The sequence below is a fragment of the Pseudomonas sp. 2822-15 genome (assembly GCF_002742515.1).
Classification (GTDB): Bacteria; Pseudomonadota; Gammaproteobacteria; order Pseudomonadales; family Pseudomonadaceae; genus Aquipseudomonas; species Aquipseudomonas salomonii.
In genome coordinates this window covers 1-12,907 of sequence record NZ_LJRY01000273.1, presented here as the reverse complement: position 1 = coordinate 12,907, position 12,907 = coordinate 1, and the positions used below count along the sequence as shown (strand labels likewise).

Sequence of the window (12,907 nt, the reverse complement as noted above, 5' to 3'; positions counted from 1 at the left end):
AGATCATTCTCAAAATGAACGGAGTTCAGCGCGTGTTTTCGATTTCCCGCCGTCAACTGTCGATGATTGCCGCAGCGCTCGCGCTGGCCGGCTGTCACACCCCCGTCAACGAACAGCCTCCGGCACCGGAATTGGGCTCGGGTTACCGCACCGACCTCACCACCCGCCACGCCGAACGCCATATGGCCGCCGCCGCCAACCCGCTGGCGGCTGAAGCCGGGCGCGAGATGTTGCGCCAGGGCGGTTCGGCGATTGATGCGGCGATTGCGATGCAGGCAGTGCTGACCCTGGTGGAGCCGCAGTCATCCGGCATCGGCGGTGGCGCGTTCATCATGCTGTGGGATGGCAAAAATGTGCACGCCTATGACGGCCGTGAAACAGCACCCGCCGGCGCGACTGAGCGCTTGTTCCTGAAGGCCGACGGCACACCCATGGCGTTTCCCGAGGCGCAGATTGGCGGGCGCTCGGTCGGCACGCCGGGCGTCTTGCGGGCACTGCAGATGGCGCACCAGAAGACCGGGCACCTGCAATGGGCCAAGCTGTTTGAACCGGCGATTCGACTGTCGGAGCAAGGCTTTGCAATTTCCCCACGTTTGCACGCGCTGATTGCTGCCGACCGCTACATTCCCCAGTCGCCGGAAATGGCGGCCTACTTTCTGAACGCCGATGGCTCGCCTAAAGCCACCGGTACACTGCTGAAAAACCCGGCACTGGCTGCGGTGTTCAAGCGCATCGCCAAGGAAGGGCCAGACGCGCTGTACCAGGGGCCGATTGCCGATGAAATCGCGCGCAAGGTCCAGGGCAATCGCAATGCGGGCAGTCTCTCGCAGGCCGACCTTCGAGGCTACACCGCCAAGGAACGCACGCCGCTGTGCACCGATTACAAGCAATACCGGGTGTGCGGCATGCCGCCGCCGTCGTCGGGCGGGATAGCCGTCGCGCAGATCCTCGGCACCTTGCAGGCGGTGGAGGCCCGTGACCCGCGCCAGGCCATCGCGCCGATGAAACCGGTGAAGAGTGCATCGCCTGCGGGCCTTGAGCCTACGCCCGAAGCCGTGCACCTGATCGCCGAGGCGGGCCGCCTGGCTTTTGCCGACCGCGCGCTGTATGTGGCCGACTCGGACTTCACCCCGGTACCGGTCGCGGGCCTTGTCGCACCCAACTACCTGGCACAGCGCGCCGCCCTGATCGGCGAACGCAGCATGGGCATTGCCAAGCCGGGCACGCCGGCGGGCATCCAGGTGGCCTACGCGCCGGACCGCTCGCCGCTGCGCATCTCCACTTCGCAAGTGGTGGCGGTGGATGACCAGGGCGGCGCTGTGTCGATGACCACCACGGTAGAAGCGGCGTTCGGTTCCCACGTGATGGTTCAGGGCTTTTTGCTCAACAACCAGATGACCGACTTTTCGTTTATCCCGCAAGAAAACGGCCAGCCGGTGGCCAATCGCGTCGAGCCCGGCAAACGTCCGCGCTCGGCCATGGCCCCGACCCTGGTGTTCAACCGCCAGAGCGGCGAGCTGCTGGCGACGGTAGGCTCTCCAGGCGGTTCGCAAATCATCGAGTACGTGAGCAAATCCCTGGTGGCGATGCTCGACTGGAACCTCGACCCGCAAGCCGCCATCAGCCTGCCCAACTTCGGCAGCCGCAATGGCGCGACCGAATTGGAGGCCGGCCTGTTCAGCCCTGCGTTGAAACAGGCGCTGCGCGACAAGGGCCACGCGTTGAGCGAAATCGATATGACCAGCGGCATCCAGGCCATTGTTCGCACGCGCGATGCTCAAGGCAAGGTCACACTGAGCGGCGGCGCCGACCCTCGGCGCGAAGGCGAAGCAGTCGGCGACTGAATGTTCTACGAACGGAGAGAGTGCCGTGCAGCAGGCTGATAATCTCGGCGCCCTCCCCGGCGTCGACCATGGTTTTTGTTCAATCAATGACCCGGCGCGCCCGGACGCAGTGTTCATCTGCAAGCAGGTGCACAGCGCGACGGTGGTTGAATGGCAGGCGCAGCTGGCGACCAACAGCGTGGCGGCCGATGGCGTGTTTACGCGCAAGCATCAACCGATTGCGGTGATCACAGCCGATTGCCTGCCCATTCTCATCGCGGCTGAAGACGGTGCGAGGGTCGCTGCGGTGCATGGCGGTTGGAAGGGGTTGCAGGGTGGGATCATCGCCAATGCCGTGCAGCAATTTGCCGACGAAGGCATCGCCGTGGAGCAGTTGCAGGTGGCTATCGGACCGTCGATCAAAGCGTGTTGCTATGAAGTGAGCGAGGACTTTATAGCGCAGTTTCAGGCCGACCAAGGCCACCTGTGGCGTGACGGTCGGGCGCCGTGGAGCTTCGTACAACCGGCGCCATTGCTGCACCCCGAAATTGCCCCGCCCTATGCCAGGCAAACGGGAAGTGCCTGGTTTGATTTGAGCGGCTACGGGGTGATGTTGCTGCAAGCAGCAGGATTCAAGCGTGAGCAGATCGACGTCAGTGAAGTGTGTACGTATTGCACATCCTCCACTTTCGCCAGCTATCGCAGGCGCACGCATCACCCTGAAGAAGCGAAGACGTTGATCTATTCGTGGATTGCTCGCACAGACCGGTGAAAGATAACCTACAACCTCTATTCTCAAATTCCGCTCAAGGGTTGCTGCGCAAAGTGCCATGTCATTTTTTGCGGTAAAAAGCCCCTTGAGCAGACGCCCCTCCCCTGCGATTTTCTGGCTCGTTCCTTCTTGCCAGAAGCTACGTCAAAGACGTAGTATTTCGCGTGTTAACGATCATAGAGTCTCCGCTTTTCAGCAAGCTATGGCCCGACTATTGGACCGAAGAGGAAAGAGGCGTTTTCATGGCTTTTCTAGCCAGCCATCCTGAAGTCGGAGCGGTTGTGCCTGGTTCGGTTGGCTGCCGCAAGGTTCGTTGGAGCCAGGACGGCCGTGGAAAAAGTGGAGCGGTGCGAATCATCTACACCACACAATTGGCTTGCGGCGCCCTGGTAGCTCTACTGATCTACGGAAAGGGCGCTACCGAGAATATTCCAGCGCACATCCTGAACAAAATCGCGAAGGACATGAACCATGCCACTCACTGAGAAACAACTGAAGGAACGTGACGCCAAACGCAACATTGGCGAAGAGTTGCTGGCTGCCATTCAGGATGTGAAAGCGGGACACTATGGCGCCGTACATCACGTTGAAACCACTCAAGCAGCGGAGGCAAGAAGTAAGACAGGACTGTCGCAACCCAAATTTGCTGAGCTTTTGGGGGTTTCGGTAAGAACGCTTCAAGAGTGGGAACAAGGCCGTCGCGCGCCCTCAGGCGCGGCGCGTTCACTGTTGCACATTGCAACCATAAGACCAGACGTGTTTCGCGAGGTGCTTAGTAACGCCTGATGGCGTTACTAGTCCGCTGTCGGGTCATTATCGGCTGATCTTAAGCCCCTTACGCCCCGCATGCCGCTCCAGCGCCAGCTCAATCAACCGGCTCACCAGCTCGCTGTAACTCATCCCCGCCGCCTGCCACAGCTTCGGGTACATGCTGATACGTGTGAAGCCTGGCAATGAGTTGATCTCGTTGATCAGCACTTCACCGTCATCGGTGAGGAACACATCAACCCGTGCCAGACCCGCGCAACCCAATACCTCAAACGCTTCGATAGCCAGGTGGCGAATGCGCTCGCTGGCTTGGACGCTGATATCGGCCGGCACCACCACTTGGGCCGCCTGCCCGTCGATGTATTTGCTGTCGTAGGAATAGAAGCCGTTGCTCACCACAATCTCGCCACAGCCGCTGGCGATGGGGTTGTCATTGCCCAATACGGCGCATTCGATTTCACGGCCCTGGACCGCAGATTCCACCAGCACTTTTTCATCGAAGCCCAAGGCCAGCTCTACGGCGGCCTGGTACTCGGCTTCGTTACCTACCTTGCTCACGCCCACCGAGGAACCCTGGTTGGCGGGTTTGATAAACATTGGCAAACCGAGCTTATTCACAGCCGTTTCGAACGAAGTACGCGCTGCATTGCGTCGGGTCAGGGTGATAAACGGTGTGACAGCAATACCGGCATCGCGTAGCAGACGCTTGCTGACGTCTTTGTCCATGCAGACCGCTGAGCCCAGCACGTCGGAGCCGACGAAAGGCAGGTCGGCCATGCGCAGCAGGCCTTGCAGGCAGCCGTCTTCGCCAAGGGTGCCGTGGACGATCGGGAAGATTACGTCGATGTGTTCCAGCAGGCCTTGCCCGGAGGTTTCCACCACTTGCTGATTGGCCTTGCCCGGTACTACTGCCAGTTCGCGGTTGGAGTGGTTGAGAGCGATGAGCGCCGGGTTTTCCTGGTTGATCAGAAAGTTCGACGTGTCGTTGAGGTGCCAGTGGCCGGCCTTGTCGATGCCGATCAAGATGGGTTCAAAGCGCGAACGGTCCAGCGCATCGACGATATTGCGCGCCGACTGCAACGAGACTTCATGCTCGGCCGAACGGCCACCAAAAATAATACCTACCCGCACCTTGCTCATGACCCGGCCTCACTGTTGAAAGTAAGGCTTCTTACCATGAGCGGTCAGCGATTCGCTACCAGATGTGCGCCGAACAGCAGGTAGCAACCCCCGGCAAAGCGGTCGAGCCATTTGCGTGAACGCGCGTAAAGGTTGGCCATGCGTTCGCTGGAAAACACCAGGGCAACGCTGGAATACCAACTGAACGACAAGGTGGCCATGGTGATGACCGCCAGGGTAAGCAGCGCTGGCGAAGGGGATGGCGGCATGGTCGAGGCAAAGGCCGTGGCGACGAACAGCGCAGCCTTGGGGTTGGACAAATTGCCCAGTAACCCGAACCGCCACGCAGAGAACAATGAGCGGCGCGGCGCGTCGGGCAGAACCGCCTGGCCCGCAGCCGGAGCCGAGCGTTTGAACAATTTGAGCCCGAGGTAGATCAGGTAACAACCGCCGATGATCTTGAACGCCAGGTAGAGCATCGGCGCAGCAGTAAACAGCGACTTGATGCCCAGGCCGCCCGCCAAGCCCCAAATGATCGTGCCGCTGGCCACGCCCGCCGAGGCCACAACGCCATGGCGCCTGGAGCAGCTGGCAGCCAACTGCGCGGTGTTGAAAAAGTTTGGCCCAGGCGTCACCACAGCAACCGTCCACAGCAGTGCCAGCGAGACCAACGGGGCCACATAGGCGGGGTTGAAAAAATCCATGGGCCAGCTCCGTCAGCGCAGTGCACGAACCCGGATCATAGGCCTCGACTCACGCTTGCACAATCGTACAAGACCCCGGCAGACAACCGCTGCAGACTCGGTTAACGTGTTTCCACCACTACATGTGACAAGTCATCATGGGCCAACCCACTTCCACCCTCGACTGGCTGCACCGCGCCCCGCACGCCAGCGGCCTGGACCGTATCGAGGCGTACTTTGCCGGTTTTGCGTTCGATCCGCATCGCCACGACACCTACGCCATCGGGCGCACCTTGTTTGGCGTGCAGAGCTATCACTACCGCGGTTGCATGACCCACAGCCTGCCGGGCCGGACTATGGTGATTCACCCCGATGAATCCCATGATGGCCGCGCCAGCAGTGTGGAGGGTTTCAAGTACCGCATGATTTATGTGGAGCCGGCGTTGATCCAACAGATTCTCGGTGGTCGGCCATTGCCGTTTATCCACAACGGTTTGTCGACTGACCCGCGCCTGTTTCGCGCCAGCGAAGTGTTGCTGCAAAGCCTGGACTGCCCGATCGACCCGATGCAGGAACAGGACGCCCTGTTCGACCTGGCACACGCGCTGAACGCGGCATCCGGCGCAATCATCAGCCGCAAATCCTTCGATTACGTGGCCGCCGAGCGCGCCCGTGAGTTTATCCACAGCGCCCTGGGCCGCAGCATCACCCTGGATGAAATGGCCGACCATTGCGGCCGCGATCGCTGGGCGCTGTCGCGAGACTTTCGTTTGTTGTTCGGCACCAGCCCCTACCGCTACCTGACCATGCGGCGGCTGGATTTGGTGCGCAGCTTGCTGGCCCAAGGCCAATCGCTGGTGGACGCGGCCCTGACGGCGGGATTCACCGACCAGAGCCATATGACCCGGCAATTTCGCAGCACCTACGGCATGCCGCCGTCGCGGTGGGTGAAGATGCTCGGGCGCTGATTGGCCCATCTGAAATGCGATTAAACCTGTGGGAGCTGGCTTGCAGCACGCTGCAGCCGTGGCTTACAACTGGCGCCCGACAACCGGCGCGCCGATGCTGAGGAAATTGCCGCCGGCGATATGGTGCAAGGTGCGCAATTCGTCATGCCCTTCGAAGTGCCAATGCCCGTCGCTGAACACGCGCTCGTCGGCGTAGGCGGCGACCACTTCGCCGAGGAACAGGTCGTAGGTCTGCTGGTTGTGCGGCTCGGGCAGCAAGCGGCACTCCAGCCAGGCCACGCAGCCTTCCAGCAGCGGTGCCTGGGTGTGTTCGCCACTGAAGGTGTGCAGGCCGTAGGCGGCGAACTTATCCGTTTCCGAACCGCTGGTATTGCCGACCGTCTGCACCAGATCGGCCTGGGCCACACAGGGCACCTGCAACACGAAGGTGCCGGCGCCTTCCAGCAGCTGCCGGGTCCAGGTGGACTTGTCCAACACCAAGGCGACTTTGGGCGGTTCAAAATCCAGCGGCATGGCCCAGGCGGCAGCCATGATATTGCGTTTGCCGTCGTGGGCGGCACTCACCAGCACCGTCGGCCCATGGTTGAGCAAGCGGTAGGCCTTGGACAGCGGAACGGGGCGACGGTGGGTCGGGCTCATGGAGGGTCGGCTCTTCAAGCAAGAAAAAACCTACGATACCTCAAGCATAAGCCCTACGGGTCAGCTCGACAGCTGATTGGCGAACTGCCCCACCGCGCTGACGACTTTTTGCGCGCCGTCCTGAATCTCCACAATCACCGTGCCCGCCTCGGCCGCCAGGGCCAGGCCTTGCTCGGCCTGCAGGCGACCGTCGTTCATCAAGGTGACCGCATCGCGGGCCATGTCCTGGTTCTGGCGCACCACGCCGACAATCTCTTCGGTGGCTTTGCTGGTACGCGAGGCCAACTGACGCACCTCATCGGCCACCACCGCAAAACCACGGCCCTGCTCACCGGCACGCGCCGCTTCAATGGCTGCGTTGAGCGCCAGCAGGTTGGTCTGTTCGGCGATGCCGCTGATGGTCTTGACGATGGTGCCGATCACTTGGGATTGCGCATTCAACGCCTCGATGCCGTCACCGGCCTGTTGCATGTGCTTGGCCAGATCACGCATCACATCCACCGCCTGGGTCACTACAGTGGTGCCGCGCTGGGCGCTGTTGTCGGTTTGCAGCGAGGTGCTGTAGGCGATGTTGGCAGCTTCGGCCACGGCTTGTTCCCGATTGACCTGATCGGTAATCACCGTAGCGAACTTGACCACTTTGTACAGCCGGTCATTGGCGTCCAGCACCGGGTTGTACGTGGCTTCCAGCCAAACCGTGCGGCCGTGGCTATCGATACGCTTGAAGCGTGCGGCAACAAACTCACCGGCGTTCAGGCGCTTCCAGAACTGTTGGTATTCGGCGCTGTTGTACTCCTGCGGTTCGCAGAACATGCGGTGATGTTTGCCCTGGATCTGCGCCAGGCTGTAGCCCATGCCACCGAGAAAGCGGTCATTGGCCGTGAGTACATGCCCGTCGAGGTCGAATTCGATCACCGCCGTAGAACGCACCAGCGCAGTGATCAGGTTTTCGTGCTCGCGCGACGCCTCGATGGTGCGGGTGAGGTCGCTTGAGTAAATCGAAAAATGCTTGATGTGCCCCTGCGAGTTGCGCACCGGCTGCACGATCGAGCGCAGCCACGCTTCCTTGCCGTTGCCGCGTATCAGGCGCACGGCGCCGGCGAAGTGTTCGCCGCGCACCAAGGCATTTTTAAAGCGCAGCTGGAATTCGTCCTGACGCACATGCGGCGGCACCAGCTCATCAATGTGACGCCCCACGATGTTGCTGGCCTGGTAAACCAGTTCTTGCAGGAAGTTGGCATTGGCCCACTCCACCCGGCCGTCGGCGTCCAGCGTCAGGCACAGCATTTCACTTTCCAGGCTCTCCTTGACCTGCTGCAAGCTCGACAATTCTTCGCGAAGAGCAGACAGCTCTTGCTTGAGGCGGGTATTGAACATGGGGCACCGGTGGGCATTGGGTGAGGTGGATCTGACCTGCATCGGCGCTGCCGGCGTTTTCTGAAGCGCTTTTTTTCGCCGCACCCCACTGTTTTTTGGATCCATTAACCGCCGTTGTTTCGACACACGCCCATCACTTGATACTCCAGGGTATTGAGCTTGCCGGTGGAGTCTTCATAGGTCATGCGCGACGGCACCGCCTCGCAGGCGCGGATCGGCGGCGTCACGTTGACTACCTTCTCAATGTCCAACTCCATGCCATAGCGATAGGTCTGCACCTCGGGCGCGGGTTTGCCCTTCTTTTCGGCGTAAGCGGCCATGGCCTTTTCATTGCGCTCCATCATCAGGGCAAAAGTGCGGTCCCCGCCGCCTTCGGCCAACGCGCCAAAAGACAGGGCAGCGACCAAGACACCCAGGGCAACTTTAAAAGCATTCATTATTAGTTCCTCGTCTGAAAAGTTCAGTGACGAGATTAATCAACCAACCCTGACGCAATGTTCACCAAAACATTACTTATTTGTTAGGTGGCCGTAAGTTTCCAGAATTGTAATATTCACGCAATGAGTTCGTTATCCACGGTTTGCAACTATCGGCCCGGGCCAGATCAATAAGAACGCCCGACTCTATAAGAAGCTGAAAACTGCCAATAACCAGGAGCGAACCATGCGCATTACTAACCATATCCTTCCCTTTTCCTTGCTCGCCGCACTGCCCCTGGCGGCCGTAGCCGTAGAGACCAAGCCCGAAGGTTTTATCGAAGGCAGCCGCGTGAACGTGCTGGCGCGCACGTTTTACTTCAACCGCGATGATCGCAAGGGCCAGTCAAGCCCTACCGGTAACGGTTACTCCGAGGCCCTGGCGCAAGGCTTGACCGGCAAATTCGAATCCGGGTTTACCCAAGGCACTGTAGGGTTTGGCCTGGATGCGTTTGTCATGTACGGCCTCAAGCTCGACTCGGGCACCGGTCGCAGCGGCGGCAAGGGTTCGTTCGCGGTGTTGCCGGTAGACAGCGACAACCACCCCGAAAGCAGCTACAGCAAATTCGGCGGTGCGGCCAAACTGCGGGTACTGGACACGGTGATAAAGGCTGGCGATGTGTTCCCCGCCACGCCAGTGGTTGCCGCTGGCGATTCGCGCTTGTTGCCGCAAAGCTTTCGCGGCGTCACCGCGCAGAACACCAGCCTTGAGGGCTTAAGCCTGCAAGGCGGGCGCTTGAGCGGCATGAGCCAGCCGAGCGAAAGCGGCATGAACAAAGGCTTTGCGACCTTCTATGCAGGCAAGGTCGACTCACCCTGGATCGGCTATTTCGGCGGCGACTACACGGTGAACAAACACCTCAGTGTCAGTGCGTATAGCAGCCGCCTGAAGGACGCCTGGGACCAGTACTACGTCGGCACCAACGCCAGTTACCCGCTGAGCGACGACGTGTCCTTGTTCGGCGACGTCAACTATTACAAGGCCGTGGACGAAGGCAAAAAACTGCTCGGCGAATTCAACAACAACATCTGGAGCGCCAGGCTCGGGGTCAAGGTTGGCGCCCACAGCCTGGCCCTCTCGCACCAGCGCAACAATGGCAATGACGACTTCGACTACCTGCGCCAGTCGGACTCTATCTTCCTCAATAACTCGATCCAGTACAGCGACTTCAACTCGCCCAAGGAGCGCTCGTGGATGGCGCGCTACGACCTCGACATGCAGGCCTTCGGTATTCCCGGCCTGTCATTCATGACCCGCTATGCCAAAGGCACCGGCGCCGACTACAGCAACGCCAACGCGGTATACATGCGCCGCGACGCCGCCGGTAACCCGCTGACCGATCAACGCCGGTGGGAACGGGATATCGAGGCCAAATACGTGGTGCAAAGCGGCAGCCTCAAGGATTTGTCCTTGCGTTTACGCCAGGCCACGGTGCGCTCCAGTGCGTTCGAGTCAGACCTGGAGGAAGTTCGCTTGATTGCCGAGTACCCACTGGTTGCACTGTGACCCCTTACATTCGCTTGCCGTTAACTAACATCTGTTCACAAATAGCCAGTTATCAAAACTGTAATATTGAGCTCAGCTTCCCGTTAAGTTGAAGTTCCTATACTCGCATCAACTTATTTGCACCGAGCAACATTCATCTCTAGAAGCTTTTTTGTAGCTCCTTTGGAAAGAGATGAATTTTTAACGCCCCTCGGGGCGTTTTTTTTTGCGGGCAGGTTTAGCAGCGACCAATGGTCGCAGTTGACCCTGAAGCTACTTCACAGTTCAGACTTTTCCTACTCACAAAACACCTGATTCCATAAGGAAATGGAGCCCTTCTCCCTCAGTAAAAGGTAAATCCCCATGCGTATCCTTGTGGTTGAGGACGAGCAAAAAACCGCCGACTACCTGCAACAGGGCCTGAATGAAAGCGGCTATGTAGTGGACTGCGCGTCCAATGGCATCGACGGCCTGCACCTGGCCGGGCAGCACGCCTATGAGCTGGTTATCCTCGACGTCAACCTGCCGGGCAAGGATGGCTGGGAGGTGTTGGAGCAGCTTCGCCGCAATGGCACGCAACGGGTGATGATGCTGACTGCCCGTGGCCGCCTGGCCGACAAGATCAAGGGCCTGGACATGGGCGCCGATGATTACCTGGTCAAGCCCTTCGAGTTTCCCGAGCTGCTGGCGCGGGTGCGTACCCTGTTGCGGCGCAGTGAGCATATCCCGCAGCCGGACGTGTTCCGCGTATCGGACCTGGAACTGGACCCGCGCCGCCATCGAGCCTATCGCGGCACCCGGCGTATCGACCTGACCACCAAGGAGTTTGCGCTGCTGCAGGTGCTGATGCGCCAGACCGGCGAAGTACTGACCCGTACGCAGATTATTTCGCTGGTGTGGGACATGAATTTCGACTGCGACACCAATGTGGTGGAAGTCTCCATCAGCCGCTTGCGGGCCAAGGTCGATGACCAGAGCGAGGTGAAACTGATCCACACCATTCGCGGCGTGGGTTATGTGCTGGAGGCGCGCGGATGAAAGCCGGCAGTTTGTCGATGCGCCTGGGCTTGACCGTCAGCCTGATGGGCGCGGGCCTGGTGCTGTTGCTGGCGACCCTGGCGTACGTGGCGCTGACCCACGAGCTGGAAAAGCTGGCGCGCAAGAACCTGGAAAGCAAGATGGAGCAGATCCAGCACAGCCTGGCCCAAGGCCTGGATGCCAACCGCATCCGCGCTCGCCCGCACTCATTGATGGACCTGGTGATCGGCCACGACAATTTCTACCTGACCATCGTCGGCACCGCGCCGGATGAAAGCGTACTGCTGAGCATTGGCGCCAAGCCCCAGGAGCCTTTGCTGACGGACTTCGCCCCCAGGCAAACCCTCGGCTACCTCAATTGGGCCGACAGCAATGACAACCAGGTGCTCAGCGCCTCCAGCCTGATGCGCCTGGCCAATGGCGAACGGGTGCGCGTGCTGCTGTCGCTGGACCGCATGGACGATCAAGCGTTGCTCAGTGCCTACCTGCGCGCCACCTTGATTGCCTTGCCGATGCTGCTGATCCTGATCGGCATGGGCGCCTGGTGGCTGGTGCAACGCGGGCTCGCGCCGTTGAAGCAGTTCAGCCATGTGGCGGCCAAAGTCACCACCCAGGACCTGACCCACCGTTTATCCATCGACAACCTGCCCCATGAGCTGGGCGAATTGGCCCATGGCTTTAACGTGATGCTCGACCGTCTGGACGCGGGGGTGCAACAGCTGTCGCAATTCTCCGATGACCTTGCCCATGAAATGCGTGCGCCACTGACCAACCTGATGGGCAAGGCCCAACTGACACTGTCCCGCCAGCGGCCACCGGAGGAATACAAAGCGGTGCTGGAATCCAACACCGAAGAGCTCGAACGCCTGGCGCGCATCGTCTCCGACATGCTGTTTCTGGCCCAGGTCAGCCATCCGGCCGCGCGGGGCTCATTTACCCACGTGTCGCTGGCGGACGAGGCCCATCGCGTGATGGATTTGTTTGCCTTAAGTGCCGAAGACAAACAACTGACCCTGACCCTCAGCGGCGATGCCCAGGTGCAGGGCGACCGCCTGATGATTCAACGTGCGCTGTCCAACCTGCTGTCCAATGCCATTCGCCACAGCCCGGCGGCCTCGCATATTTCGCTGCTGGTGGAGGTCTATGGCAATCAGGTTGCGCTGTCGGTCAGCAACCCCGGCCCCGGAATCGAGGCGCAGCACCTGCCGCACCTGTTCGAACGTTTCTACCGCGTCGACAGCAGCCGCGCCCGCACCGAAGGCGGCACCGGGTTGGGCCTGGCCATCGTGCAATCCATCATGGCCCTGCACCAGGGGCAGGCTGACGTACGCAGCCTGCCCGGCGGCTTTACCTTGTTTCGCCTGGTGTTTCCTCGGGTACTGCCTGAATAGGGAGTGCGCACTTCAAACCCCAGCAATTCGATGTGGGAGCTGTCGAACTCCAGCGAGGCTGTAAAAGGTGGGTCAGGCAACTTATATCTCGCCTGTGCCGCCGCCTTCGCAGCCTCGCTGGGGCTCGACAGCTCCCACATTGGATCTTTGTTGCTGGGCGGATTTGTGTATGGCGCGATGGCCCTGCGAACTGAGATCTAACCAACAAAGCAGATCCTCTGTGGGAGCTGTCGAGCTTTAGCGAGGCTGCGAAAGCGGTGGGTCAAGCAACTTATATCTCGCCTGTGCCGCCGCCTTCGCAGCCTCGCTGGGGCTCGACAGCTCCCACATTTGAGCTTCGTCGCTGGGGGGATTTGTGTATGGCGCG

General features: G+C 60.3%; 12 protein-coding genes and 2 pseudogenes. 8 read left to right on the top strand and 6 right to left on the bottom strand.

Features of this window, described 5'->3' with window-relative positions:
• Positions 1-14 precede the first annotated feature (14 nt).
• The 4 genes from ggt (at position 15) to AOA59_RS27185 (ending at position 3,381) form a co-directional block, all read left to right on the top strand.
• Positions 15-1,844, top strand: a complete 1,830-nt coding sequence (gene ggt, locus AOA59_RS27200) for a gamma-glutamyltransferase (protein ID WP_099489699.1) — start codon at positions 15-17, stop codon at positions 1,842-1,844.
• Between the two features lie 25 nt (positions 1,845-1,869).
• A complete protein-coding gene (gene pgeF, locus AOA59_RS27195) occupies positions 1,870-2,595 on the top strand; it encodes a peptidoglycan editing factor PgeF (protein WP_099489698.1) in 726 nt (241 codons plus the stop codon).
• A gap of 242 nt (positions 2,596-2,837) precedes the next feature.
• On the top strand, positions 2,838-3,080 hold the full coding sequence (locus AOA59_RS27190; RefSeq protein WP_244160683.1) for a hypothetical protein: 243 nt from the start codon (positions 2,838-2,840) through the stop codon (positions 3,078-3,080).
• The gene (locus AOA59_RS27185; protein WP_065929693.1) at positions 3,067-3,381 is read left to right on the top strand and encodes a DNA-binding transcriptional regulator; all 315 of its coding nucleotides are present in this window, start codon (positions 3,067-3,069) and stop codon (positions 3,379-3,381) included. The genes AOA59_RS27190 and AOA59_RS27185 overlap by 14 nt, the downstream gene beginning before the upstream one ends.
• A 27-nt stretch (positions 3,382-3,408) precedes the next feature.
• Here AOA59_RS27185 and ddlA read toward each other — a convergent pair whose 3' ends face one another.
• Both ddlA and AOA59_RS27175 read right to left on the bottom strand, forming a co-directional pair.
• The gene (gene ddlA / locus AOA59_RS27180) at positions 3,409-4,503 is read right to left on the bottom strand and encodes a D-alanine--D-alanine ligase (protein WP_065929694.1); all 1,095 of its coding nucleotides are present in this window, start codon (positions 4,501-4,503) and stop codon (positions 3,409-3,411) included.
• A gap of 44 nt (positions 4,504-4,547) precedes the next feature.
• Positions 4,548-5,186, bottom strand: coding sequence for a LysE family transporter (locus AOA59_RS27175; RefSeq protein ID WP_099489697.1), 639 nt, complete (start codon positions 5,184-5,186; stop codon positions 4,548-4,550).
• A 137-nt stretch (positions 5,187-5,323) separates the two neighbouring features.
• Between AOA59_RS27175 and AOA59_RS27170 the strand changes: the two genes are divergently transcribed.
• Positions 5,324-6,133, top strand: a complete 810-nt coding sequence (locus tag AOA59_RS27170) for an AraC family transcriptional regulator (protein WP_065929696.1) — start codon at positions 5,324-5,326, stop codon at positions 6,131-6,133.
• 63 nt (positions 6,134-6,196) lie between these two features.
• On the opposite strand, the gene AOA59_RS27165 is transcribed toward AOA59_RS27170, so the two are convergent.
• The 4 genes and pseudogenes from AOA59_RS27165 to AOA59_RS27155 all read right to left on the bottom strand — a co-directional run bounded on the left by AOA59_RS27165 (position 6,197) and on the right by AOA59_RS27155 (position 8,586).
• Entirely contained in the window at positions 6,197-6,772 is a 576-nt protein-coding gene (locus AOA59_RS27165) for a flavin reductase family protein (protein ID WP_099489696.1), read from the bottom strand.
• Between the two features lie 60 nt (positions 6,773-6,832).
• Positions 6,833-7,264 (bottom strand): annotated as a pseudogene (locus AOA59_RS33660) (methyl-accepting chemotaxis protein); the annotation flags it as partial.
• A 108-nt stretch (positions 7,265-7,372) separates the two neighbouring features.
• Positions 7,373-8,059: pseudogene (locus tag AOA59_RS33655) on the bottom strand (PAS domain-containing protein); the annotation flags it as partial.
• 194 nt (positions 8,060-8,253) lie between these two features.
• A complete protein-coding gene (locus AOA59_RS27155; RefSeq protein ID WP_065929699.1) occupies positions 8,254-8,586 on the bottom strand; it encodes a DUF2790 domain-containing protein in 333 nt (110 codons plus the stop codon).
• 226 nt (positions 8,587-8,812) lie between these two features.
• On the opposite strand from AOA59_RS27155, the gene AOA59_RS27150 reads away from it, so the two are divergent.
• From AOA59_RS27150 to AOA59_RS27140, 3 genes are all read left to right on the top strand, one after another.
• On the top strand, positions 8,813-10,132 hold the full coding sequence (locus AOA59_RS27150; protein WP_099489694.1) for an OprD family porin: 1,320 nt from the start codon (positions 8,813-8,815) through the stop codon (positions 10,130-10,132).
• 342 nt (positions 10,133-10,474) lie between these two features.
• The gene (locus AOA59_RS27145; RefSeq protein WP_065929701.1) at positions 10,475-11,149 is read left to right on the top strand and encodes a heavy metal response regulator transcription factor; all 675 of its coding nucleotides are present in this window, start codon (positions 10,475-10,477) and stop codon (positions 11,147-11,149) included.
• Complete coding sequence (locus AOA59_RS27140; protein WP_099489693.1) at positions 11,146-12,540, top strand: heavy metal sensor histidine kinase; 1,395 nt, start codon at positions 11,146-11,148, stop codon at positions 12,538-12,540. The genes AOA59_RS27145 and AOA59_RS27140 overlap by 4 nt, the downstream gene beginning before the upstream one ends.
• Positions 12,541-12,907 lie beyond the last annotated feature (367 nt).